Here is a 24,391-nt window from a genome sequence, read left to right on the forward strand (position 1 = left end):
AGATTGGAGATCGGCAAATTTTTTTGCGCAGGAGAGCGGATACATCTCACAACAATATGCGGGTTTTACCGGCAGGCTTTCGCTGCAATGATGGCCGGACCCCGACCCCTGCCGGAAAGCAATCCATGGCTGTCACGATCAAGCCCATCGACAAAGTGCTCATTTATGCGACCTGGAACGACCGCCTTCTGGTATTTGAAGAACCGGATTTTCCCGAAACGCCGCTACAGGTGCCGGGCGGCACGGTCGACGCGGGAGAAGATATTCTCGCCGCCGCCTATCGCGAATTCGCCGAAGAAACGGGGCTTCTCCACAGCGATGGCATGATCCGCCTCGAAACCGTCGATTACGACTATCCGGAAAGGGGCTCCAGGGGGTTGCGCCGCCGCCATTGCTTCCACCTGAAATTGAACACCCCGATGCCTGAAACCTGGGATCACTACGAAATGTCGCCGTGTGACGGCGGCGCCCCGATCCTGTTTCGGCTGTTCTGGCTCGACCGCAGGAGCGCGCAAAACCGGCTGGGCCTCGGAATGGCTGAAAGCATCAGTAAAATCAGTTTCTAGCTCGCATTCTATCTATCTTGTATTGGTCAAATTTGTCGCATATAGTTAGCGCATCGATTTTTCGGTCGAGTGACTTTGCGACCCGTGCGGCCCGCCGTGCTTCCTGACGATCTCCTGTCCATAAATTCGATTCACGGGCACGTGTGCGAAGCATACGGACTTAAAAATTACTATGTTACAAAGGACATTCCCATGGCTACGGGAACAGTTAAGTGGTTCAACACGACCAAGGGCTTCGGCTTCATCCAGCCTGACCAGGGCGGCACGGACGTATTCGTTCACATCTCCGCCGTTCAGCGCGCTGGCCTTGCCACGCTCGACGAAGGTCAGAAGGTTTCTTACGAAATCGTTCAGGACCGCCGTTCCGGCCGTTCGTCTGCAGACAACCTCGTCGCAGCCTGATCGTCAGAATATAACGAAAAAGGCGGGTCCTCGGGCCCGCCTTTTTTGTTTGTCCGCCGTTCCGTTCAGCCCCGCCCCATCGCGCTTGCGCCAAGAATGAGCGCTGCGACCAGCGCGGCAATGGTGCGGACGTGATTCCACAAGGTCCAGTCGCGCACATAAGCGAGCCAGGCGTCGGCGGACGCAGCGGCATTGACGTCCATCACGGCAAGCTGGTTGTTCAGCGGCACGTTGAGAACCATCGTGACGCCGATAGTGCCGACGAGATAGACGGCAGCGCCGGTCATCGCCCACGTCGACAGGCCCCCGAAGCCCATCAATCCCAGTACGATAATCGCGAGGCACAGCAATGCGGTGCCGAAAAAGGCGGCGAAGAACGTGCCGTTGAGCACGGTGATGTTGATTGACTGCATCGCCATCATGCCCGCGCTCGCCGGAATGCGCGCCAGCGCGGCCATCACAAAACTTGAGAACGCATAGAAAATGCCGCCTGTAATGGCGCTGCCCCATGCCGCCAGCAGAACCAGCAACTGAAAACCCGTCGTCATGACTGTCCTCCCTCTGTCTTCGGCGGCAGCTTTATCCGCACGATACCTGTTCACCTTCCAGCCCTCAGAATATGAGTAACCCTCATATTTGCAATATGTGAGTAATCCTCATATTCTGTCAAGAGCGAAATATGTGAGTCGGTCATGAAGCAGAATTCCGCCGGGCAAGCAGAGGCCACCAGCGCCCCTGTCCTCCGCCGCACGCCCAGCCAGAGCCGCGCGCAGGAAAAGATCCGTCGCATCGCAGAATGCGCCACGGCGCTGATCGCCGCCAAAGGCAGCGACAGTCTGAGGATGAGTGAGATCGCTCAGCAGGCCGGTATTTCCATTGGCGCGCTCTATCAGTATTTCCCCGACAAGAGCGCCCTGATCCGCTACCTGTTTGAAAGCTCCAATGCGCAATCGCGCCAGTGTATCGCCGAAGGGCTCGCGACCGCCAATTCGGCAGAAGAGCTGATCGTCGCCTTCAATGGATTGATCGATGAATATCTGGGCCTGATGCGGCTGGAACCGGCAATGCGCGACATCTGGTCGGCCACGCAGACAGACAAGTCCCTGTCAAAGCTGGAAATTGCTGAGAGCAGGCAGAACGGCCAGCTGCTGGCCGATACGATCCGCCGGATCGCCCCCGGCAAGCTGCCGCCTCAACTGGACGAAACCGCGTTCCTGCTGATGCATTTCGGCGAATCCACCATGCGCATCGCCGTCGAGGTTTCGGAAAGCGAATGCGATGCGCTGATAGCGGCTTACAAGTTGATGGCCACGCGCAGCCTGCGCGACCTGATGGCAGGATAGGATCTTAAGGCAGCCACTCGAGCGGCACATGGCCCTTGTCGCTGGCGACACGCTCCAACCATGCACGCACGGCGGGATATCGCTGCATGTCGAAACCGCCCCGATGCGCTTCGTGCGTATAGGCATAGAGCGCGATATCGGCCACCGTATAAGTGTGACCGGCGATGAACGGCGTTTTCTCCAACTGGGTTTCCATCACGGTCAGCGCCTTTTCGCCGCCAGCCAGCGTGGAAGCGAGACGCTCCGGCGTCGCATCACGTGACCGCTGCGGATAGACCATCAAGGCACGGCGCACCGCGATATAAGGCTCATGGCTGTATTGCTCGAAGAACAGCCATTGATAGACCAGAGCGCGCTCATAGGGGTCTTGCGGCAACAGGGGCGTCCCCTCCGCCAGATGCAGGAGAATGGCGTTCGATTCCGCGAGGAAACGACCGTCTTCCAGTTCCAGCAGCGGAACCTTGCCGTTCGGGTTCCTGGCCAGATATTCCGGCGTCCGCGTCGATCCATCAAGCGAGGAAACCGCGACGTGCCGAAAGGGCTTGCCGATCTTCGCCAGAAGCAGGCGAGGCTTGTAGCAATTGCCGGAATCGGCGTGTTCATAAAGCGTCAGCATGGTCGTCTCCTGTTTTGCCGCAATATTCCTGCCCGCCAGCTTCCTGTCCAATCAGTTTCTTTGCGCTAATATGTCAGCATTGCTGATGGATCTGTTCGTTTCGGCAACACATTTGCGCGAAATCCGGCAATTGCGGACGAATTCTCAATCCATCTGTTGCGCTTCCCGCGCCGATGGGACATAGAAAATCCGCAAAACCGGACCGCGCCCGGTGCCGGTTAACAGAGCCTGCCATTTATGGAGATCTATCATGGCATTTCTCGCCGACGCCCTTTCCCGTGTTAAGCCTTCTGCGACCATCGCGGTCAGCCAGAAAGCACGTGAACTGAAAGCCAAGGGCAAGGACGTGATTGGTCTCGGTGCGGGCGAGCCCGACTTCGACACGCCGGAAAATATCAAGCAGGCGGCTATCGACGCCATCAATCGCGGCGAAACAAAGTACACGCCTGTAGCCGGTATCCCCGAGCTGCGTCAGGCCATCGTTGCCAAGTTCAAGCGCGAAAACGGCCTCGACTACAAGCCGGAACAGACGATCGTCGGCACCGGTGGCAAGCAGATCCTGTTCAACGCCTTCATGGCGACGCTGAACCCCGGCGATGAAGTCATCATCCCTGCCCCCTACTGGGTCAGCTATCCTGAAATGGTGGCGATCAACGGCGGCAACCCGGTTTTCATCAACACGAAGATCGAAGACAATTTCAAGCTGACCGCAGCCGATCTGGAAAAGGCGATCACGCCGAAGACCAAGTGGCTCATCTTCAACTCGCCGTCGAACCCGACCGGCGCGGCTTATACGGAAGCAGAACTGAAGTCCCTGACCGAGGTTCTGGTTCGTCATCCGCATGTCTGGATTCTGACCGACGACATGTATGAGCATCTGGTCTATGGCGATTTCGTCTTCACCACGCCTGCTCAGGTCGAGCCTTCGCTCTACGACCGCACGCTCACCATGAACGGCGTGTCGAAGGCCTATGCCATGACCGGCTGGCGCATCGGCTACGCAGCCGGACCGCTGCAGCTCATCAAGGCCATGGACATGGTTCAGGGCCAGCAGACCTCCGGCGCCTGCTCTATCGCACAGTGGGCCGCAGTCGAGGCCCTCAACGGCACCCAGGACTTCATCCCGGAAAACAAGAAGATCTTCCAGGCCCGCCGCGATCTGGTCGTCTCGATGCTCAACCAGGCCAAGGGCATCAAGTGCCCTACACCTGAAGGTGCGTTCTACGTCTATCCGTCCTGCGCTGACCTGATCGGCAAGAAGACGGAAGCTGGCAAGGTCATCGAGACCGACGAAGATTTCGTCACCGAATTGCTGGAAGCCGAAGGCGTCGCCGTCGTGCACGGTTCGGCATTCGGCCTCGGACCGAACTTCCGCATTTCCTATGCGACGTCGGATGCGCTGCTTGAAGAAGCCTGCACCCGCATCCAGCGCTTCTGCGCCAGCCTGCGCTAGAGCATTTCCAGCAAAAGTGCGTAGCGGTTTTGCGTAGGATAATGCGACAGAACAAACAGTCAGAGCAAAGCATACCAAGGGGCCGAAAGGCCCCTTTTTCATATCCGCAATTTGAGACATGCCGTGGCGGGCGCGCCCGGCTTCCCGGACCTGTCAAAAGCGACAGTTGAGCGCGAAAAACATCTGGCTATCGTTGCAATGCGTCACCCGGCCCGGCGAAAAGCCAAAAAAAAAGCCAGACAAATGTCTGGCTTTGAGTTTTGAAGGTGCCTTCGAGGCAAACCTCCAGAGGGGAACACTCAGCCCGCGCAAATGGGAGGAGGAAACGCAGCGCTGAGATGACCTTTATATGCCTGTTGCCCATTGTTTTTGCAATGAGACTTTAGCGCAATGCAGCTATGCGTTTTACGCATGTCTTGACCAGGCAAGAAAATCCTTTGAAATCATCTGGTTAATCCGAACAGAATTACTTCGTAATATTATAATGGGCAAATCAACCGCCTAAAGCATGGGCATCGGCGACATGGCAATGCCCGCAAATTTGGCAAATCACCCTTTTTGAGTCGCCCGAAGCAGATGTCACGCAACTGTCACTGCAATGCAGCGGGCCTGTCACATAACGAGCCTAAAAGCCCCGGCAAGACGCCGCGCATGACGCGCCTGGCGCATGTGCGGCGCGTGAAAAAGCGCTGCCCCCACAGACAGACCCCAGAAGGAGCGTACCCGTGCGGATCGTTCAGATTACAGACACTCACCTCAGCCCCATCAAGCCGCACTTCAACCGCAACTGGGAACCGCTCGTTGCCTGGATCGACCAGCAGAAGCCCGATCTCATCATCCACACCGGCGACCTGACGGTCGATGGTGCTGACGTGGAGGCCGACCTTCTGTTCTGCCGCGCCTGCCTCAACGAACTTCCCGCGCGTGTCCTCACCCTTCCGGGCAATCACGACATCGGTCATCTTCCCGAAAGCCACCAGCCCGTCAATGCGCAGCGCCTGATGCGCTGGCGCCGACATATCGGCCCGGACCGCTGGGCGGAAAATTTCGGAAACTGGCGCATTATCGGCCTCAACAGCCTCGTCATCGGTTCCGGTGAAGCCGAAGAAGCCGAACAGTTCCAGTGGCTCGAGGACGAATTGAAGAACAGCGACGGCAAGCCGGTCGCCGTCTTCGCCCACAAGCCGCTCTTTGTAGACGATCCGGATGAGGGCGACAGCGGTTATTGGGGCATCCGCCCTGCCCCGCGCCAGCGCCTCTATGATCTCTTCGCGCAGTACAATGTGCAGCTTCACGCCAGCGGCCACCTGCACCGCGCCTGGTCGGGCGACGCCTTCGGCACGAACTATGTCTGGGCGCCTGCCGCCGCCTTCATCGTCGGCCCGATGGAGCGCGACCTGCCCGGCGAGCGCATACTCGGCGCTGCAATTCACGACCTCGATGAAGTCGCCACGAGCAGCATTGTCCGCATCGACGAGCTGACCCCCTATGTCATCGACGATGTGGTGCACGAAGTCTATCCGCACCACACGGGCGACGGCGAGAAGGTCACCGAGGAGGCAAGCCAGTGAGCACGCTCGTCCTTCGCGACATCGGCAAATCCTACGGAGGCAATCGCATTCTCGATGGTATTTCCATCGAAGCGGCAGAAGGCGAATTCATCGCCCTTGTCGGCCCTTCGGGTTGCGGCAAGAGCACGCTTTTGCGCATTCTCGCCGGTCTCGACCATGCGGATGAGGGAAGCGTCGAGCTTGCGGGACGCAACATAACCGGCGCGCATCCCGCCGACCGGAACATCGCCATGGTTTTCCAGTCCTATGCGCTCTATCCCCATCTGACGGCGGCACAGAACATTGCGGTGCCGCTTGCCATGCGTGACCTGACCGCCGTGGAACGCCTGCCGATGGTAGGCAGCTTCCTGCCCGGCCAGCGGCGCAAACGCGCCGCCATCCAGAAACAGGTCAAGGCAACCGCGACCAGCCTCAGGATCGACCATCTGCTCGACCGCAAGCCGGGCCAGATGTCGGGCGGCCAGCGCCAGCGCGTCGCCCTTGCCCGGGCGCTCGTGCGCCAGCCGGGCGCATTCCTGATGGATGAGCCGCTGTCGAACCTCGACGCCAATCTGCGCGTCCACACCCGGGCCGAAATCGTCGAACTGCATCGCCGCGCCGGTGTTCCCACCATCTATGTGACCCACGATCAGGCCGAAGCGCTCAGCATGGCCGACCGCGTTGCGGTGATGATGGGCGGCAAGCTGCTGCAGATCGACACGCCGACCGCGATCTATAACGATCCCCGCCATATCGAGGTCGCGCAATTCATCGGCACGCCGCGCATCAATATTCTGGAAGCCTTGGTCAGCGATAACGGCATGGTGCATTTTGCCGGTCGCGCCATCCTGCAGGATGTCGCCGCCCATTCCGGCACCACTATCCGCATCGGCATTCGTCCCGAACATTTCCAGCTCAAGCCGCACGACAAGACGGGCATTGCCGGCACGGTCTCGCGGATCGAGTTTCTCGGCTCGGAAGTGCTCGTCTACCTCAAGGCTCCCGGCTCCCCGCAGGACCTCACCGTGAAGCTTGCGCCCGAAGAAGCCCGCGATATCGTCGTTGGCCTCCCGGTCGGCCTGCATTTCGATGCCAGCCACGCCTATCTCTTCGGGGAAGATGGCCTGCGCCTGCGCCAACCCGCCGGAAATATCGTCAAGACGGCATCGCCGGAAAAGGCTGCGGCCCATGTCTGATGTCGCGATCTCCGCTCCCGCGGCCACCAGCGCACGGACGGCGGCTGAGGAAGCCCGCCGCCGTGAAGAACGGCTTGCCTGGAAACTTGCGGCTCCGGCGATCATCTTGACGGTGCTGCTCATTCTCCTGCCGACTGCCGCCGTCATCTTCTGGAGCCTTACCAATTTCGAGCTTGGTTATGACGGTTTCGAATTCATCGGGCTGGAAAACTACGCCGAACTGTTCAGCGACCGGACATTTCTGATCTCGCTGAAGAACACTGCCATCTATACCGCCATCGTGGCACCCGCTTCCGTTTTCCTCGGCCTCGGCGTGGCGCTCCTCATCGAAGGCGAAGTTCGCGGCAAATCCTTCTTCCGCACCGTCTATTTCCTGCCGGTCGCCTCGCTGCTCGTCGCCATGGCAACCGTCTGGCAGTATCTGCTGCACCCGACGCTCGGCCCCGTCAACGCCATGCTGGGCATGATCGGCATTGCCGGTCCCAACTGGCTCGGTTCCAGCGATACGGTTCTGTTCAGCCTCGCGCTTATCGGCATCTGGCAAAGCGTCGGCTTCAACATGGTGCTGTTTCTGGCCGGTCTCACCGCCATCCCGCGAGAACTCTATTCGGCGGCCGAAGTGGACGGCGTGAAAAACGGCTGGGAGCGCTTCCGGCTGGTCACATGGCCCCTGCTCGGCCCCACCACGCTTTTCGTCACGACGATCAGCATCATCAACGCCGTGAAGGTCTTCGAGACGGTCAAGACGCTGACCGAAGGCGGCCCGAACAAGGCTTCGGAAGTCCTGCTCTGGACCATCTATCAGGAAGGTTTCGTCTATCTGCGCGTCGGCTATGCCTCCGCCATGACGGTGATCTTTCTCGCGGTCCTCGTGATCCTGATGATGCTGCAATTCCGCGTGCTGGACCGCCGCACCCATTATTGAGGATACCCGGATGACATTGGCTCGTTCTTTCCGTCTTGGACTTCTGTCGCTGGGTGCACTGCTTTTCCTCGCGCCCTATATCTTCATGCTGTCCACGGCAGCAAAATCGCAGCAGGACATATTCTCGTCCTCGCTGTCGCTGATACCGCACAACTGGGCGCTCTGGGACAATCTCGCCAAGGCGATGAGCCGCGTGCCGATGGGGCTTCTGCTGTTCAACGGCGTGGTTGTCTGCGCGCTCGTGCTGGTCATCCAGGTCGTGGTCGCCATCCCCTGCGCCTACGCCATGGCAAAGCTCAACTTCCGCGGCCAGCGCATCATGATGATGATGGTCATGCTCGGCCTGCTGGTGCCGATCCATGCCACGGCACTGCCCTTCTATGTCGGCTTCAATCAGCTCGGCGTGCTCAACAGCTACTTTGCCCTCAGCGCACCGTTCTTCATCTCGGTCTTCGGCATATTCCTGTTTCTGCAGTTCTTCCGCGCCATGCCGGACGATCTCATCAGCGCCGCTCGTCTCGACGGCATGTCGGAAGCCGGCATCGTCATGCGGGTGATCGTGCCCAATGCATGGCCTGCGATTACGGCCTTCTCGATCTTCTCCGTTGTCGCCCACTGGAACGACCTGTTCTGGCCGCTGATCGTCGTCAACGGCATGGAACGCGCCACGCCGCCGCTCGGCCTCCTTTATTTCCGCGCTGCGGAAGCGGGCGACGATTACGGGGCGCTGATGGCGGCAACCCTCATCATCACCCTGCCGCTGCTGCTGGCATTTCTCGCCGCCCAGCGCCGCTTCATCGAAGGCATCACCCTAACCGGCCTCAAGGGCTGAATTCTTCCCACAATCCTCCACAGGAGTTCAAACATGAAACGCTTTTCCGGCGCCCTCGCCGCTCTGGCCATGGCAACGGCCTTCGGCTCGCCCGCCCTTGCCGACACGACGCTGAACGTACACTACCCGATGCCGGGTTTCTTCAAGGATGTCATGGCCGACATCTCCAAGAAGTTCATGGAAGAAAATCCGGACATCAAGATCAACTTCGTCAGCCCGTCGGCAACCTACGAAGAAGGCATCCAGACGATCATGCGTCAGGCCGGAACGTCGGAAATGCCGGATATCACCTTCACCGGTCTGAACCGCCTGCGCGTGCTGGCGGAGCGCAATATCGGCGTAGACATGAAGCCGCTGGTCGAAAAAGAAACTGATATGGAAGCGCAGGGCTTCACAGATCACCTGCTGAGCCTCGCCCGCGTCGGCGACCGTCAGGTCGGTCTTGCTTTCGCAACCTCCAATCCGATCATGTATTACAATGCCGATCTTCTGAAGGCGGCAGGCGGCAATCCCGACAATCCCCCCACCACCTGGGACGAAGTGATTGAACTGGGCGGCAAGATCAAGGCGCTCGGCAACGGTAATGAGGGCATCGATTTCCGCTGGCAGGGCGACGACTGGATGTTCTCCGCGCTGCTGTTCGGCGCGGGCGGCACCATGCTGACCGAAGACGAGAAGAAGGTCGCCTTCAACGGACCGGAGGGGCTCGAAGCCTTCAAGCTCATCGACCGCATGGTGAAGGAAGGCGGCATGCCGGTTCTGACAAAGGCGGCGGGCGAGCAGGCTTTCGCGGCTGGCAAGGTCGGCTTCTCGTTCCAGACCACCGGCGCGCTGCGCAACACGATCAAGAATGTCGGCGACAAGTTCGATCTTCGCACGGCGAAGATCCCGCTCATCAACGCCGAAAAGGGTCGCCTGCCAACCGGCGGCAATGCGGTCGTCATCCTGACCGAAGATCAGGGCAAGCAGGATGCGGCGTGGAAATTCGCCAAGTTTGCCGCCGGGCCCTATGGCGCGTCCGTCGTCGTTCCCGGCACCGGCTACGTGCCGAACAACGAGCTGGCCGCGAAGTCCGACGAATATCTCGGCAAGTTCTATGAGGAAAATCCGCTCTTCAAGGCTGGTCTGAGCCAGATGTCGCTGATGATCCCGTGGTATGCATTCCCCGGTTCCAACGGCGTGAAGGTGACGCAGACCATCGTGGACAATCTTTCTCGCGTCGTCGAACAGTCCGCCCCCCCGGAAGACGCCCTTGCCGACGCCTCAAAGGAAGTCCAGCGCCTGCTGCCGCGCAAGTAATCGGCCATCACCAAAAAACAAAAGGCCGCGCTGATTGCCAGCGCGGCCTTTTTTGAATCACAAGCTGCAATCAATAGGTCCAGTTGCGGGCCTTCGAGAACAGGAAGTCGCGGAAGGCGTGCAGTTTCGCGGAGTTCTTCAAGGCTTCCGGATAGCAGAAGAACGTATCGAAGGACGGTATTTCTTCCAGTTCGGGCAGAAGCTGCACCAGGCCGGATTCCTTGTCCGCCATATAGTCGGGCAGGACAGCGATGCCGACGCCCCGCTGCACGGCGCGGCGAATCGACAGCAGATTGTTGACCTGCAATGCCGGGATGCGGGAGCTGCCGTCAGTGCGTCCGGCGATCTCCAGCCAGTTGAGGCCCGTCAGATAGCTCGGCGCCGGTTCACCGAAGGTCACGACGCGGTGCTGGTCGATCTCGTCTATGGAGTTGAGCTTGCCATATTTCGAGACATAGCCCGCCGACGCATAGACATGCATATGCACCGTGAACAGCCGACGCTGGATCAGGTCGGGCTGCTGCGGCTGCCGCAACCGGATGGCGCAATCCGCATGACGCATCGTCAGGTCCAGTTCCTCATTGTCGAGGATCAGCTGGAGCTGGATATCGGGGTAAAGCTCGACGAATTCCTGAATGCGCTCGATCAGCCAGCCGGAACCAAGACCAACGGTCGTCGTGACGCGCAGGCGGCCTGTCGGCTTTTCCTTGCTCTCGGCAAGCTTCGAGCGAACGTTTTCGAGCTTCATCAGCACGTCATGCGCCGTGCGATAGAGCGTTTCGCCCTGCTCGGTCAGGATCAGACCGCGCGCATGACGATGAAACAGCGGGACGCCGACATCCTGCTCAAGCGCGCTGACCTGACGCGAAATAGCCGATTGCGACAGATGCAATGTCTGGGCTGCGTGGGTGAACGACCCCGCTTCAGCCGCAGCATGAAAAATGCGCAGTTTATCCCAGTCGAGCGGAGCGACCACGATTATCCCCTCTCATTGTTTTGACCGCATTCAGCTTAGGCAAGACCGCCTCCCGCTTTTGGCGTGGAAAGCCCTATTCCGCCGCTTCGTGCAGCGGTTCCTGTGCGGCGAGCCAGCGCTCGGCTTCAAGAGCTGCCATGCAACCCATGCCGGCGGCTGTCACGGCCTGACGATAGATATCGTCGGTGACGTCGCCCGCAGCGAAAATGCCCGGAACGTCGGTAGCCGTCGAATCGGGCGCGGTCCATAGATAGCCGTTCGGCTTCTGCTTGAGTTTGCCCTCGAACAAAGAAACCGCCGGTGCGTGGCCGATGGCGACAAAAACGCCATGCGTATCGAGTTCCTGCGTTTCGCCGGTCACGACATTCTTGAGGCGCACGCCGGTCACGGTCGCGCCCATGGGCGGCTTTGCCTCCGTGCCGAGGATTTCGTCGATCACGCTGTTCCAGACGACCGAGACGTTCTGGCGCGAAAGCAGCCGGTCCTGCATGATCTTCTCCGCCCGGAACCCGTCGCGGCGATGCACGACCGTCACGCTCTTGGCGATATGCGAAAGGTAAAGCGCTTCCTCGACCGCGGTATTGCCGCCGCCGACGACGACCACATCCTTGCCGCGATAGAAGAAACCGTCGCAGGTCGCGCAGGCCGAAACACCGCCGCCCATGAAGGTCTGCTCGCTGTCGAGGCCAAGCCACTTGGCCTGTGCGCCCGTCGCAATAATCAGGGCGTCGCAGGTATAGACCGTGCCGGAATCACCTTTCAGGCGGAAAGGACGCACCGTCGTTTCGACCTCGGTGATGATGTCGTGGACGATCTCCGCGCCGACATTCTGCGCCTGCGTCGCCATCTGGTCCATCATCCATGGTCCCTGCACCGGATCGGCATAGCCCGGATAGTTTTCCACGTCGGTGGTGATCATCAGCTGACCGCCCTGCTGCAGCCCGGCAATCACGATTGGCTTCAGCATGGCGCGGGCGGCATAAATCGCCGCAGTATAACCAGCAGGACCCGAGCCGATGACAATGACTGGCGCATGACGCTGTGACATGAAGTTCTCTCCGGTCCCGGAGCGCTGCGGCCTTCAAGCGGGACCGGCGCTCCTCATGTTGGTTTTCACGCGCACCCAAACTGTTCCACATTTTTGGGCGCACTTTAAAATCGATTTAAAGCGGTGGGTTTCCGGCCCACCAGAATCGCTTCCGCAATCCTGTCCGGCCAATGCCCCGATATTATGGCCAAGGTAGGTCTGCCCCCGGATGTTTGCAAGCTTCCACAGGGATTTGCCGAGCTTTAGCCACAGCTTGTGACCTTTTGAGCAAACCCTTTCACGCCAGCACGTTGCGGGTGGATCGATCTCACGCTAAACAAGCTTGATATAGGAATAATTCGCCCAAACCCGGAGCCGGCCGCCATTTACAAGACAGTCGCCAATATCTGCGCGCGTTTCGGCCTCATCATGGCGGCGGCCATGCTTCTGCCTGCGGCGATCGACCTGCGCGACGGAAGCGACGACTGGCTGATCTTCGTCCGCTCGGCTGCGGCTACAGGCGCATTGTCTGCGCTGTTTCTGCTGGCCACCCAGAACCAGACCATGCGCTTCACGCCGCGCCTCGGTTTTCTGCTGACGGCCTGCCTCTGGCTCACCGCAAGCTTCCTCGGCTCGATCCCCCTTTATTTTTCGCACCTGCCGATCAGCTACGCCACCGCCTTCTTCGAGGCCATGTCGGGCGTCACGTCCACGGGCGCGACGGCGCTCACCGGCCTCGACAACATGCAGCGCGGCATTCTCCTGTGGCGCTCGATCCTCTGCTGGATCGGAGGCGTCGGCTTTATCGGCCTCGCCCTTCTGTTGCTGCCCTCGCTGCGGGCGGGCGGACTTGCGCTCTTTCATATGGAGAATTCCGACAAGTCGGAAAAAATTCTCCCCCGCATGAACCAGATAGCGCTCGGCATCATACTCGCCTATCTCAGCCTGACTGCGGCCTGCATCATCGCCTATTTCGCAGTCGGCATGACCGTTTTCGACGCCATCAATCATGGCCTGACGACCGTGGCGACAGCAGGTTTTTCCACGCATGACAGCTCGATCGGTTTCTATGAGGGAAACCGGCTGCTGCTGGTCGTCTCCACCATCTTCATGGCGCTCTCGGCCCTCCCCTTCGTGCTTTACATCAAGGCCTTCATGCCGCGCCGCATGGAATCGCTCGCCGATCCGCAGGTAAAACTGTTCTTCGCAATCGCCATCGGTTTCAGCTTTGCGCTTGCGGTGGTGCTGCGGCTCGGCTCCGATGTGCCGTTCGGCGATGCGCTGATTTCCGCTTCGTTCCACTTCGTGTCGGTCATGACCACGACAGGCTATGCCACCGAAGATTATTCGCTCTGGGGACCGCCTGCGATCGGAATTTTCTTTCTCGCTTCGTTCCTCGGCGGTTGTGCCGGTTCCACCTCCGGCGGCATCAAGATGAACCGCCTCATCATCCTGTGGAGCCTGACACAGGCCAATCTCGCCCGGCTCATCATGCCGCATGCGGTCATCAAGATCCGCTACGGCACCTCGGAGATTTCCGGCGATATCGCGCAGAACGTGCTGCTCTACCTGTTCCTCTATTGTGCGTCGCTCGTCATCGGCGCGGTGCTGCTCGCCTCGTTGGGCCTCGATTTCGTCTCGGCCTTCACCGGGGCGCTGACGGCGCTTTCCAATGTCGGACCCGGTTTCGGCGACACGATCGGTCCCGTCGGCAACTTTTCCACCATTCACGATCCGGCGCTGTGGGTGCTTTCATTCCTGATGCTGGTCGGACGTCTGGAGCTGGTGACGGTGTATATCCTGTTCACACGCGCTTTCTGGGTGCGTTGACCGAGCGTTAAGCGGTTTACATCCGCCTGTTTCATTTGATATGAGCAGGATTAGATTGCGCCACGATGGCGACGAATGTTCTATAATTACCCCGGAATGAAATTTCCTTGCGCGCGGAGTTACGCATGCCGATCAAGGCCGATCTGGATGAAATCGATTGGAAAATCCTTCGGGAGCTCCAGAACAACGGGCGCATCACCAATGTCGAGCTGGCCGAACGCGTCGGCATTTCGGCCCCGCCCTGCCTTCGCCGCGTGCGCAAGCTTGAAGAAAGCGGCGTCATCCGGGGTTATCGCGCCATTCTCAACGGCAATTCGCTAGGACAGGACCTCGTTGCGTTCTGCTCGGTCGGCCTTCATCGCCAGGCCGATGCCGACCTCAAGGCATTTGCCGAAAAAACCAAGCAATGGCCGCTGGTACGCCGCGCCTGGATGGTTTCGGGCGAATCTGACTTTCTGCTCCATTGCGTCGCGCGTGATCTCAACACGTTCCAGACCTTCGTGATCGAGGAACTGACCGCGGCTCCCAACGTGGATTCCGTGCGTACCGCGCTGACCATTCGTCCGGTCAAGGACGAACCGCTGATGATTCTCTAAGAGCCTGAAACAAAAAGCGGCATGTGTGTGCGAAAATGGTGATTTTCGAGTACCGGAGCGCAATGTACTGAACGTACATAAGCACCGGAACGCAGAAAAGCGCCATTTGCAGCCACACAGGACGACTTCTGGAACAGGCTCGAGATTATTTCCCGGCGAATACGCGCTCGTAAACACCGCTGATTGCAGCGGCTTCCTTTTCGAGCGGAAACGTGGCGCGAACATGCCTGAGAGCATTTTCGCCGTCGCGTTCGGCCAATGCCGGATCGGCCAGATACGGCTCGATAGCCTTGCGCAGGGCTTCCCCGTCGCCGGCTGCAACCGATGTTCCAGTGCCTTCCACGATCATTTCCGCATAGGCTCCTGCATCGCTGGCAACGACTGCCGTTTGCGAGGCCATGGCTTCGAGCGGCGTCAGCCCGAAACCCTCATTGCGCGAAGGCGCAACATAAAGCGTCAACCGGCGATACCAGACCCGAATGTCGGGCACTTCGCCCAGGATGAGGATACGGTCCTGCAAACCCGCAGCCGCGATCTTCGCCTTCAGTGCGTCTTCGAAAGACTGGTGCTCAGCGGTCGTTCGCCCGGTAATGATCGCCGTCCAGTCCGGATATTTCGGCAGGAGCGCAACCATCGCATCGACAAAAAGGTCTGTTCCCTTGGAGGAACGCACGCGACCGAAGCAGCCGACGGCATATTTTCCGGGCAGGCCGGACGCCGCGAAACTATCGTCATCGCCAACCGGCGGATGAAACCGCTGCAAATCCACGCCGTGCATGATGACATCGTGCGGCACCTGGAGAAAGCTTCCCGAGCGGCCACTCGTTGCAATCACCGCATTCATGCGGCGGATGAGCCATTTGGTGAAAGGCTTGTGGTCCCGCTGTGCGGCCGAGGTGAAGATCAGCCGCAGTTTCATGCGCAGCACATCGCGCATGAAAATCCCGGCGAGCATTTCGATATTGCGCCGCGCGTGCCAGATGCGAAACGGCTTCGTTCGCGGCTTCGACCAGAAGGATAACAACGCGCCCCAGCCAAGATGCGGGAGCGTGTCGGGCAGGCCCGGCCCCATCGTCGCGATGTTCAGGCCCTTTGCACGCTGCAAGGGGATGAGCTGAACGATCGTCGATGTGACCCCGGATAGGCGGCGCTTGAAATTGGGCGCCACCACCTCGACATCCTGAACCGGGACTTTCATGAAAATCAGACGAACTTCAGGCCGACGATTTCGTAGGAGCGCGAACCGCCGGGTGCGTTGACTTCGATGGTATCGCCTTCGCCCTTGCCGATCAGCGCGCGCGCAATCGGCGATGAAATGGAAATGCGACCTTCCTTCACATCGGCTTCCTGATCGCCGACGATCTGGTAGATTTTCTCTTCTTCCGTATCTTCGTCGATCATGGTGACGGTCGCGCCGAACTTGATGCGGTCGCCCGACAGCTTGGAAACGTCGATGACTTCCGCGCGCGCAACCAGATCTTCCAGCTCGTTGATACGGCCTTCATTCAGGCTCTGGGCTTCTTTCGCAGCATGATATTCGGCGTTTTCGGACAGGTCGCCATGCGCACGCGCTTCGGCAATTGCCTCAATAATCCGAGGGCGCTCCGATTGCTGGCGCCAGCGCAGCTCTTCCTTGAGCTTTTCGAAACCGCCAGGGGTCATAGGGAACTTTTCCATACCCAGTCCTTTCCTTCATCCGGCGCTTCGCCTCTCCCCGAGGCCCTGCACGCACCGGCAGTTTGATTTGCCCGCCTCACCTCGCGCAATGCTTGGATAGTGCGAGGCGCTTTTCGGAGGCTTCCAACCTCCGAGACACAAAAAGAAAACGGTCACCGAAACATCCGCCTCGGAACCGTTCGAATAACCATTCACAGAACTATAGCATTTCCATCAATCATTTCACGCGGAAAAATATGTCCCTGTCAACTCTCTGCAAAAGCGACGCTTTCTCGCGTGCGCTATTTCGGCTTGACTGGCCAGCTCGCCGGCCATTTCTCCGGGCCTCCCGCATAATTACCATCGCAATCGCCTTTTGAGCGCTCCTGCACCAGCACGAAACGCACCCGGCCCTCGCCGCTGTCGGTGGCTTTCCAGACATCGTAAATGCCGCAATCACCAAGTCCCCGGCCTTTGAAGAAAGCCGTCAGCGTCAATGATTTCTGGTTCCAGTCGATGTTCCATGCCGTATCGGTCACTGTCGGGCCGTCGTCGGAAATGGTTGGCAGGGAAATCGGCACGATCCTGTTTTCATGGCGGCTGTAGAAGGCGTAGGGCTGATTATAGGCGCCCGACGATCCGCATGGCAGGCCGATCAGATCGAGCCCATCGGCAATCTTCGTCTCGAAACCGCCCGCGCTGCGGAACGTCTCCGGGCTTGCGCCACCGCAAACCGCGGCTTCATCGGAAAAATCCTTGCGGATTTCAGCCGGTATCTGGCCAACCGTTTCAATCAGCTTGAGCACCGGCGGCACGGGCGCGGGCTTGCTGCCCTTGACCTGCAATGCCTCTACCGTGCCATCGCGCGATTGCTGCTCATCCACATAGATCAGCCCGCCGACGCCCGGAAAGCGAATAGGTGAACGTCTTTCCGGCCAGTTTCAGCTGCAACTTCTGGCCGTTCTTCATTCCTTCAAGCGCTTTGGCAATATCGCCCGCATAATCAAGCTGTTCGTCCTCTGCCTTCAGGGCCGAGACATCGACGCCGAGCAGCGGCTGGCCGTCGACGGAAATCTCCAGCTTGCCGGCTTTCCGGGACGGATCGACATAGGAAAGCCGCAAGACCGGTTTCGACCCCGGCTGGCTGCTGCGAAAGATGCCAAGAGCCCCGGCGCTCCCTCGCTTGCGACCGGCGTCAGGCTCAATGTGCAGTTCTGCGCGAAATCACACAGAACCTGCGTGTCCCGAACCGTCTTGAAAGCCGCCTGCGATTCCCCGCCTGCCACAAACAGCATCGTTGCGGCAGCCGACGCCACGACAGCGGTACCAACAGAGGATTCACGATAGAAGGAAAGCATAAGACCTCCGCCGATGGAAAGCGCACTGAGCAGAATCAGATCATGCATGAATGTCGCAGAATCGGAAGTTCCCTTGCCGCCTGCCCACAATATTGCCTATAGCATGTCGGCTGAAAAAGATCGAACCGAGGTAAGAATGACGCGCGTACAGGCCAACATGCTGCTGCTTCTGGCGGGCGCCATCTGGGGCATGGGTTTCGTCGCGCAATCGACGGCAATGGCCAGCATCGGACCGTTTCTGTTCATCGGCATCCGCTCGGCAATCGCCTCGCTCACCGTCCTGCCCTGGGCCGTGGCGGAAGGACGCCGCGCGAAGATCGCCCTCCGCCGGTCGGATTATCTCTTCTTCATGGTCATCGGCCTGAGCCTGTTCATCGGGCTCGTCCTCCAGCAGATCGGGCTCATCACCACATCCGTCACCAATGCCGGTTTTCTGACCGGGCTTTATGTCGTGATGGTGCCGGTACTTGGCGTCATCCTGTTTCGCACATGGCCGCATCCCGTCGTCTGGCCCAGTGCGGCGGCCTGCCTTGCAGGCATCTTCCTGCTTTCCGGCGGCACGCTGACGGCGCTCAAGCAGGGTGACCTGCTGGTCATCGGCGGCGCCGTGTTCTGGGCATTGCAGGTGGTTTTAATCGGCAAGGCAAACCGCGCCGCGCGGCCGATAACGCTGAGCTGCGTCCAGTTCGCAACCAGCGCCGTTGCAGGGCTTGCCATCGCTTCCATGGTTGAAGACCTCAACTGGACCGCCATCGCGCTCACCTGGAAGGAAATCCTCTTCACCGGCGTTTTCTCGTCCGGCGTCGCCTTCACCTTGCAGGCCATCGGGCAGCGCTATACCACCTCGGCGCAGGCAGCGATCTTCCTCGCCTCGGAAGCGCTCTTCGCGGCCCTGTTCGGCGCCCTCTTCCTCGGCGAACGAGTGACCTTCATCGGCCTTATCGGCTGCGGACTGATCTTCTCCGCCATGATGGCCGTCGAACTCATTCCCATGTTCTGGAAGCGCAAGCCCGCGCTTGCTGCCGCCGAGTGATTTCCATCAGGCCTTGAAAATCAGAGCCGCCCCGCCTGCGATGAGCGCAAAGCCCAGCAGATGGTGCCAGGTAAAGGCTTCCTTGAGGTAGAACACCGAGAACAGGCTGAAGATCACCAGCGTGATGACCTCCTGTATGGTCTTGAGCTGTGCCGCCGAATAGACCTCATGCCCGATGCGGTTGGCCGGGACCGCCATGCAATATTCGATCAGCGCGATACCCCAGCTGATGAAGATGACGGTGATGAGCGGCGTGCTGGTGAATTTCAGATGCCCGTACCAGGCGAATGTCATGAAAACGTTGGAGCCGATGAGAAGCAGGATCGGCAGGACGCTTGGCGAAATCAGTGCTGACATGGAAATGACTTCAGGGACCGGGAGGATGTTGTCTGCGGCATGGCCCGAAACCGCCGCACGGTGATAAAACAACGGCGGCATTTTGCCAATCCTGCCGTTTGCGCCTGCCCCGTTTACGCCACAGCCCTTAACGCGGGCGCTGACTCTTCCTTTACGCTTGCAGGCTAATATTCAGGGAACGCCATCGGTCTGGTCTCCTGAAGAAAAGGTATGGACATGAGTTCTGCGTTGTCCGCCACCCCTCCAGTCAGCCGCCAGCGCTCCCGGTTGCGAGGTCTGGCCCCCTCTTTATCGATCATGCTGCTGGCCCTTGTCGCAGGCTGCTCCGGCGAAAGCGCGCCGCGTCCGCAGGCCAGCGTCGGCAATTCCGACGTAATGGTGCCCGAAGCCCCGGTGGCGAGTGCCGCCCCGGTCATGGCTGCGCCTGTCATGCAGCAACCGCAGGAAGAGCGCGTCGTCGGGCTTGCCGAAGAGGAGGAAAACCACGTCGCGCAATCCGCGCCGCAGAACCGGCCGCAATATTCCGGCGACTACGGCTTCACGGCCCCCGTTCAAAACCCGGTCACGGCTGCCGAAAACATCTATACGATGTCCAATGCGGAAGCCGCCTGCCGCACACGCCTGAAAAGGCTGGGCGTCGTCTTCAGGGAAAAGCCTACCATCTATCGCAGCAGCTCCTGCCATATCGAAAACCCCATCGAAGTATCGGGTTTCAACAGCGGCTCCATCGCGTTCAAGCCGGCGGCGACGCTGAACTGCCAGGTGACGGAGGCCTTCGCCCGCTGGATCAAGGGCGACCTGCAACCCGCCTCGCGCCTGCGATACCTGTCAGGCGTGAGCACGATCTACAATGCCGGAGGCTATTCCTGCCGCACGATGAACCATCGTCGCGGCGCGAAAATGTCGGAACATTCACGCGGCAACGCTATCGACGTCACCAAGATCGTGCTGAACAACGGCAAGAACATCATGGTGCGCAAGCCCGGCTTCTTCGCCTTCCGCGAAAAAGGCCTGCTCAACAGCGTCCGCTCCGATGCCTGCGGCTATTTCACGACGGTTCTCGGCCCCGGCTACAACCCGGAACATGCCGATCACTTCCATTTCGACCTGATGCAGCGCCGCAGCGGCTATCGCGCCTGCAAATAGAAAAAGCCCGGCCTTACAGGCATGGCCTGCGCCGGGCTTCCTTTCATCATCGGTTCATTCTTCCGGCGGAACTGGCGTCGGCTTGCCGTTCTCGTCCAGCGAAACCATCACGAACTCGGCATGGGTGACGAGATCGCGCCTGTCGCTGAGATAGCGCTTCGCCCACGCCTCGACCCTGAGCGTGATGGACGTGCGGCCTACCCGCGTTATATCCGTATATACACAGAGCGTGTCGCCGATCTTTACCGGCCGGGCGAACGCCATTTCGCGCACCGCCGCAGTGACCGTGCGGCCCTTGGCGCGCTCGGCGGAACGGATGCCCGCAGCCATGTCCATCTGCGCCATCACCCAGCCGCCGAAAATATCATAGGCCGAATTGGCGTCCTTCGGCATGGCGGAAACGCGGATGGTCAGCGTGCCGTTCGGCTCATTGTCAGTATTCATCAATGTCGTTCCTTGAGTGCTTGAGAGAGTCGGCCGCTAATATGAGACAAGGCCGCCCGGAAGAAAAGTACCGCGCAATACGCTCTAAACCGTTAGAATCAGGATGAACCTAAAAGGTTGGCAATAATTAATCATGAATTGAAATTGATTATCCGTGATGATCCGGAATAGTATCGGTCATGCTATAAGTAATGATGGAAAGTATATTAGAGGAACGATAAATGAACCTATCGGTGAAAGCTTCCATATTTACACTAGCATTCCTTGTTTCAGCAAATGCTTATGCATCATCGGCCATCGTCACCTCGACAGTTAATCTGCGCACCGGTCCCGGCACCCAGTATGGAACCATCGGGACGATCCCGAACGGCGTTGGAGTTACCGTCGGGGGCTGCACCAGCGGCTATGGCTGGTGTCAGGTGAGTTACGGCGGCGTGACCGGCTGGGCGGCATCAAGCTATATCGCCATCCAGACGGGCAACGGCTACACGACCAACGACAATTTCGGATCGACCGCCGCAGCCGTGGGCATACCGCTCATCGCAGGCATCGCCATCGGGTCGGCACTGTCGGCCAACAACGACCGCTATTGGGGTCCTGGCCCCTATCGCGGCTGGGGCGGCGGCGGCAACATCTATAATGGCTGCATCGGTCGCAATTGCCAGTCGAACTGGGGTCCGCCGCGTCCGCACTGGACGGATCGTCCGGGCTATCATCCCGGTTTCGGTCGCGGCTTCGGTCCCGGCCCGCGCATACGCATGGGCGGCAGGCTGTAAAGCCATCCGCAAAATGGTCGCCTCCTGACAGCCTTCTGTCAGGAGCCTTGGCCGGATATGTTGAGGGCGCCGAGGATTTCGCCTCGGCGCCCTTTTCATTTGGACGCTGAAATTCCATATTGGAAGCATGTCGCAGAAAAGTGGAAACCGGTTTTCCGCTTAAGACATGCGGTAACAATATAGGGTCATGGCTTCCTCAAAAGACAAACATTCCCAGGATTCGCAAGACAAGGCTGGCGGCTTCGGTGAAGCGCCACAGGCCGGGTTTTCCGACGCGCCCCTATCCGGTTCAATTGCTGATTGGGCGAAGGAGATCGGCGACGAGGCGGCCAAGCCGCGCGCAAAAAATCCAAAACAACCCAAGAAGATTCCCGAGCGCAGCAAGGAAGCGTCGCGCACAGGCCGCGGCACGTCGATGGGCGGCGCGGCTTCGGCGAAGGAACGCGCGGCGGCGGGCCTCAACCCTGTTGCCGGTCTCGACATCAGCCTTGAAGACGCAGCCGGTCTGAACCCATCCGGCGCGACCGCCACGGTTCAGGCCCTGTCGGACCTGATCGCCTCCGGCAATCCGCTGTTCAAGAATGGCGAGCTGTGGACCCCGCACCGCCCCGCCCGCCCGGAAAAATCCGAAGGCGGCATCGCCATCGAGATGGAAACCAGCTTCGAGCCGTCCGGCGACCAGCCGACTGCAATCCGCGATCTGGTGGAAGGGCTGGAAAACAACGACCGCACGCAGGTTCTGCTCGGCGTCACCGGCTCGGGCAAGACCTTCACCATGGCGCAGGTCATCCAGCGGACACAGCGCCCTGCCCTGATCCTCGCGCCCAACAAGACCCTGGCCGCGCAGCTTTACGGCGAGTTCAAGAGCTTCTTCCCGAACAACGCCGTCGAATATTTCGTTTCCTACTACGATTATTACCAGCCGGAAGCCTATGTGCCGCGCTCGGATACCTATATCGAGAAGGAATCCTCCATCAACGAGCAGATCGACCGGATGCGCCACTCGGCCACCCGTGCGCTGCTTGAGCGTGACGACGTGATCATCGTCGCCTCCGTGTCGTGCATCTACGGTATCGGTTCGGTCGAAACCTATACGGCCATGACCTTCGAGATGAAGATCGGTGACCGGCTCGACCAGCGCCAGCTGCTCGCCGATCTCGTGGCCCAGCAATACAAGCGGCAGGACATCAATTTCGTGCGCGGCTCGTTCCGCGTGCGCGGCGACACGATCGAACTATTCCCGGCCCACCTGGAAGATCGCGCCTGGCGCATTTCCCTTTTCGGCGACGAGATCGAGTCCATCACCGAGTTCGACCCGCTGACCGGCCAGAAGACCGGCGACCTGAAATCGGTGAAGATCTACGCGAACTCGCACTATGTGACGCCGCGCCCGACGCTCAATCAGGCGATCAAGTCGATCAAGGAGGAGCTGAAGCACCGCCTTGACGAACTGACCCGCGCCGGTCGCCTGCTGGAAGCGCAGCGCCTCGACCAGCGCACGACATTCGACCTCGAAATGCTGGAAGCGACCGGCTCCTGCGCGGGCATCGAAAACTATTCGCGCTATCTCACGGGCCGTAATCCCGGCGAGCCGCCGCCGACGCTGTTTGAATATATTCCCGACAATGCGCTGGTTTTCATCGATGAAAGCCACGTCACGGTTCCGCAAATCGGCGGCATGTATCGCGGCGACTTCCGCCGCAAGGCGACGCTTGCCGAATATGGCTTTCGCCTGCCCTCCTGCATGGACAACCGCCCGCTCCGCTTCGAGGAGTGGGACGCCATGCGCCCGCAGACCATTGCCGTTTCGGCAACGCCGGGCAACTGGGAAATGGAAGAAGCGGGCGGCGTGTTCGCAGAACAGGTCATCCGCCCGACCGGGCTGATCGATCCGCCGGTCGAAATCCGTCCTGCCAAGACGCAGGTCGACGACGTGCTGGGCGAAATCCGCGAAACCGCGCAGAAGGGCTATCGCACGCTGGTCACCGTGCTGACCAAGCGCATGGCGGAAGACCTGACCGAATATCTGCATGAACAGGGCGTGCGCGTGCGCTACATGCACTCCGACATCGACACGCTGGAGCGCATCGAGATCATCCGCGACCTGCGGCTTGGCGCCTTCGACGTGCTGGTCGGCATCAACCTGCTGCGCGAAGGTCTCGACATTCCCGAATGCGGCTTCGTCGCCATCCTCGACGCCGACAAGGAAGGTTTCCTGCGTTCGGAAACCTCGCTCATCCAGACCATCGGCCGTGCGGCGCGTAACGTTGACGGCAAGGTCATTCTCTATGCCGACAATATTACCGGCTCCATGCAGCGCGCGATGGATGAAACCAGCCGCCGCCGCGAAAAGCAGGTCGCCTATAATGAAGAGCACGGCATCACGCCTGCTTCGGTGAAGAAGAATATCTCGGATATCCTCGGCTCGGTTTACGAGCGCGATCATGTCCGCGCGGATATTTCGGGCTTTGCGGAAGAAGGCGCGATGATGGGCAACAACCTTGCCGCCCATCTGGAGCATCTGGAAAAGCAGATGCGCGACGCCGCCGCCGATCTCGACTTCGAAAAGGCCGCGCGCCTGCGCGACGAGATCAAGCGCCTGCGCGAGACGGAACTGGCCATCGCCGACGATCCGCTGGCACGCGAGTTCGAGGCGGGCGACGCGGGGGCGAGCCGCAACAAGGGCAAGCCCACCGGCAATTCGCGCTTCCGCAAGCCGACGCTCGATGAAATGGGCGCCGATACGACGCGCCCGCTTGGCAAGCCGTCCCTGTTCCAGAAGCCGTCGCTTGACGATATGGGACCGGGCACGGACATGGCAAAACCGCTATTCCGCAAGAACACGCTCGACGAGATGACCGTGAAGCGGACGGAAGTGCCATCTGGCGGCAACGATGCGGCGATCCGCCGTGAGCGCGCGGGCATCGGGTCTTACGAAGACCCGGCAGAAACAGCGCGCAAGAAGCGCCGCCCCGGCAAGACAGGCCGACCGGGGCGTTAGAGCATAATC

23 protein-coding genes and 2 pseudogenes are annotated in these 24,391 nt (G+C 59.8%); 15 read left to right on the forward strand and 10 right to left on the reverse strand.

The features are described from left to right. The first annotated feature begins 125 nt into the window (after nucleotides 1–125). Nucleotides 126–566, forward strand: coding sequence for an NUDIX hydrolase (locus ACOWVS_RS13680; protein WP_075042008.1), 441 nt, complete (start codon nucleotides 126–128; stop codon nucleotides 564–566). 192 nt (nucleotides 567–758) lie between these two features. Beyond that, nucleotides 759–968 (forward strand): cold-shock protein, encoded by a 210-nt coding sequence (locus tag ACOWVS_RS13685; protein ID WP_006471898.1) that lies wholly within the window; start codon nucleotides 759–761, stop codon nucleotides 966–968. 65 nt (nucleotides 969–1,033) lie between these two features. On the opposite strand, the gene ACOWVS_RS13690 is transcribed toward ACOWVS_RS13685, so the two are convergent. Beyond that, complete coding sequence (locus ACOWVS_RS13690) at nucleotides 1,034–1,516, reverse strand: DUF1772 domain-containing protein (RefSeq protein ID WP_021586929.1); 483 nt, start codon at nucleotides 1,514–1,516, stop codon at nucleotides 1,034–1,036. A 144-nt stretch (nucleotides 1,517–1,660) separates the two neighbouring features. On the opposite strand from ACOWVS_RS13690, the gene ACOWVS_RS13695 reads away from it, so the two are divergent. After that, nucleotides 1,661–2,311 carry a TetR/AcrR family transcriptional regulator gene (locus ACOWVS_RS13695; RefSeq protein WP_021586930.1) on the forward strand — a complete coding sequence of 217 codons (651 nt, stop codon included), beginning with the start codon at nucleotides 1,661–1,663 and terminating at the stop codon, nucleotides 2,309–2,311. 4 nt (nucleotides 2,312–2,315) lie between these two features. Here ACOWVS_RS13695 and ACOWVS_RS13700 read toward each other — a convergent pair whose 3' ends face one another. Beyond that, nucleotides 2,316–2,927, reverse strand: coding sequence for a glutathione S-transferase family protein (locus ACOWVS_RS13700; protein WP_021586931.1), 612 nt, complete (start codon nucleotides 2,925–2,927; stop codon nucleotides 2,316–2,318). Nucleotides 2,928–3,177: 250 nt separating this feature from the next. On the opposite strand from ACOWVS_RS13700, the gene ACOWVS_RS13705 reads away from it, so the two are divergent. The 6 genes from ACOWVS_RS13705 to ACOWVS_RS13730 all read left to right on the forward strand — a co-directional run bounded on the left by ACOWVS_RS13705 (nucleotide 3,178) and on the right by ACOWVS_RS13730 (nucleotide 10,182). Then, nucleotides 3,178–4,380: a pyridoxal phosphate-dependent aminotransferase gene (locus ACOWVS_RS13705; protein WP_021586932.1), complete on the forward strand. Its 1,203-nt coding sequence runs from the start codon at nucleotides 3,178–3,180 to the stop codon at nucleotides 4,378–4,380. Between the two features lie 725 nt (nucleotides 4,381–5,105). After that, on the forward strand, nucleotides 5,106–5,951 hold the full coding sequence (locus tag ACOWVS_RS13710) for a metallophosphoesterase family protein (protein ID WP_006467284.1): 846 nt from the start codon (nucleotides 5,106–5,108) through the stop codon (nucleotides 5,949–5,951). Continuing rightward, complete coding sequence (locus ACOWVS_RS13715) at nucleotides 5,948–7,126, forward strand: ABC transporter ATP-binding protein (protein ID WP_021586934.1); 1,179 nt, start codon at nucleotides 5,948–5,950, stop codon at nucleotides 7,124–7,126. The genes ACOWVS_RS13710 and ACOWVS_RS13715 overlap by 4 nt, the downstream gene beginning before the upstream one ends. Then, nucleotides 7,119–8,051 carry a carbohydrate ABC transporter permease gene (locus ACOWVS_RS13720; protein WP_021586935.1) on the forward strand — a complete coding sequence of 311 codons (933 nt, stop codon included), beginning with the start codon at nucleotides 7,119–7,121 and terminating at the stop codon, nucleotides 8,049–8,051. Before ACOWVS_RS13715 ends, ACOWVS_RS13720 begins: the two co-directional genes overlap by 8 nt. A gap of 10 nt (nucleotides 8,052–8,061) precedes the next feature. After that, the gene (locus ACOWVS_RS13725; protein ID WP_021586936.1) at nucleotides 8,062–8,883 is read left to right on the forward strand and encodes a carbohydrate ABC transporter permease; all 822 of its coding nucleotides are present in this window, start codon (nucleotides 8,062–8,064) and stop codon (nucleotides 8,881–8,883) included. A 33-nt stretch (nucleotides 8,884–8,916) separates the two neighbouring features. Then, a complete protein-coding gene (locus ACOWVS_RS13730; RefSeq protein ID WP_021586937.1) occupies nucleotides 8,917–10,182 on the forward strand; it encodes an ABC transporter substrate-binding protein in 1,266 nt (421 codons plus the stop codon). A gap of 70 nt (nucleotides 10,183–10,252) precedes the next feature. Here the strand turns inward: ACOWVS_RS13730 and ACOWVS_RS13735 are convergent, their stop codons facing one another. Together ACOWVS_RS13735 and trxB are read right to left on the reverse strand one after the other, a co-directional pair. Next, the gene (locus ACOWVS_RS13735; RefSeq protein ID WP_006467289.1) at nucleotides 10,253–11,158 is read right to left on the reverse strand and encodes a LysR family transcriptional regulator; all 906 of its coding nucleotides are present in this window, start codon (nucleotides 11,156–11,158) and stop codon (nucleotides 10,253–10,255) included. Between the two features lie 73 nt (nucleotides 11,159–11,231). Beyond that, nucleotides 11,232–12,206 carry a thioredoxin-disulfide reductase gene (gene trxB, locus ACOWVS_RS13740; protein ID WP_021586938.1) on the reverse strand — a complete coding sequence of 325 codons (975 nt, stop codon included), beginning with the start codon at nucleotides 12,204–12,206 and terminating at the stop codon, nucleotides 11,232–11,234. Nucleotides 12,207–12,614: 408 nt separating this feature from the next. On the opposite strand from trxB, the gene ACOWVS_RS13745 reads away from it, so the two are divergent. Together ACOWVS_RS13745 and ACOWVS_RS13750 are read left to right on the forward strand one after the other, a co-directional pair. Continuing rightward, nucleotides 12,615–14,015 carry a TrkH family potassium uptake protein gene (locus ACOWVS_RS13745; protein WP_025090520.1) on the forward strand — a complete coding sequence of 467 codons (1,401 nt, stop codon included), beginning with the start codon at nucleotides 12,615–12,617 and terminating at the stop codon, nucleotides 14,013–14,015. A gap of 125 nt (nucleotides 14,016–14,140) precedes the next feature. Next, complete coding sequence (locus ACOWVS_RS13750; protein WP_006471903.1) at nucleotides 14,141–14,611, forward strand: Lrp/AsnC family transcriptional regulator; 471 nt, start codon at nucleotides 14,141–14,143, stop codon at nucleotides 14,609–14,611. Here the strand turns inward: ACOWVS_RS13750 and ACOWVS_RS13755 are convergent. The 4 genes and pseudogenes from ACOWVS_RS13755 to ACOWVS_RS13770 form a co-directional block, all read right to left on the reverse strand. Then, nucleotides 14,595–14,717, reverse strand: a pseudogene (locus ACOWVS_RS13755) (flagellar basal body P-ring protein FlgI); the annotation flags it as partial. The gene ACOWVS_RS13750 and the pseudogene ACOWVS_RS13755 overlap by 17 nt on opposite strands. Nucleotides 14,718–14,756: 39 nt before the next feature. Next, nucleotides 14,757–15,809: a glycosyltransferase family 4 protein gene (locus tag ACOWVS_RS13760; RefSeq protein ID WP_021586940.1), complete on the reverse strand. Its 1,053-nt coding sequence runs from the start codon at nucleotides 15,807–15,809 to the stop codon at nucleotides 14,757–14,759. A 5-nt stretch (nucleotides 15,810–15,814) separates the two neighbouring features. Next, nucleotides 15,815–16,288: a transcription elongation factor GreA gene (gene greA, locus ACOWVS_RS13765; protein ID WP_006467294.1), complete on the reverse strand. Its 474-nt coding sequence runs from the start codon at nucleotides 16,286–16,288 to the stop codon at nucleotides 15,815–15,817. Between the two features lie 281 nt (nucleotides 16,289–16,569). Then, nucleotides 16,570–17,625 (reverse strand): annotated as a pseudogene (locus ACOWVS_RS13770) (DUF1176 domain-containing protein). Nucleotides 17,626–17,761: 136 nt separating this feature from the next. Here ACOWVS_RS13770 and ACOWVS_RS13775 point away from each other — a divergent pair. Beyond that, nucleotides 17,762–18,658 carry a DMT family transporter gene (locus ACOWVS_RS13775; protein ID WP_025090521.1) on the forward strand — a complete coding sequence of 299 codons (897 nt, stop codon included), beginning with the start codon at nucleotides 17,762–17,764 and terminating at the stop codon, nucleotides 18,656–18,658. A gap of 6 nt (nucleotides 18,659–18,664) precedes the next feature. Here ACOWVS_RS13775 and ACOWVS_RS13780 read toward each other — a convergent pair whose 3' ends face one another. Further along, nucleotides 18,665–19,015 carry a DMT family protein gene (locus ACOWVS_RS13780; protein WP_006471905.1) on the reverse strand — a complete coding sequence of 117 codons (351 nt, stop codon included), beginning with the start codon at nucleotides 19,013–19,015 and terminating at the stop codon, nucleotides 18,665–18,667. A gap of 216 nt (nucleotides 19,016–19,231) precedes the next feature. Here ACOWVS_RS13780 and ACOWVS_RS13785 point away from each other — a divergent pair, with 216 nt between their 5' ends. Next, the gene (locus ACOWVS_RS13785) at nucleotides 19,232–20,161 is read left to right on the forward strand and encodes an extensin family protein (RefSeq protein ID WP_075042015.1); all 930 of its coding nucleotides are present in this window, start codon (nucleotides 19,232–19,234) and stop codon (nucleotides 20,159–20,161) included. Nucleotides 20,162–20,215: 54 nt separating this feature from the next. On the opposite strand, the gene ACOWVS_RS13790 is transcribed toward ACOWVS_RS13785, so the two are convergent. Then, nucleotides 20,216–20,605 (reverse strand): acyl-CoA thioesterase, encoded by a 390-nt coding sequence (locus ACOWVS_RS13790; RefSeq protein WP_006471907.1) that lies wholly within the window; start codon nucleotides 20,603–20,605, stop codon nucleotides 20,216–20,218. A gap of 221 nt (nucleotides 20,606–20,826) precedes the next feature. Between ACOWVS_RS13790 and ACOWVS_RS13795 the strand changes: the two genes are divergently transcribed. Further along, complete coding sequence (locus ACOWVS_RS13795) at nucleotides 20,827–21,381, forward strand: SH3 domain-containing protein (protein ID WP_075042007.1); 555 nt, start codon at nucleotides 20,827–20,829, stop codon at nucleotides 21,379–21,381. 187 nt (nucleotides 21,382–21,568) lie between these two features. Next, nucleotides 21,569–24,382 (forward strand): excinuclease ABC subunit UvrB, encoded by a 2,814-nt coding sequence (gene uvrB / locus ACOWVS_RS13800; protein ID WP_025090523.1) that lies wholly within the window; start codon nucleotides 21,569–21,571, stop codon nucleotides 24,380–24,382. Nucleotides 24,383–24,391: the final 9 nt, after the last annotated feature.

It is taken from the genome of Brucella sp. IR068 (assembly GCF_049065885.1).
Classification (GTDB): domain Bacteria; phylum Pseudomonadota; class Alphaproteobacteria; order Rhizobiales; family Rhizobiaceae; genus Brucella; species Brucella intermedia.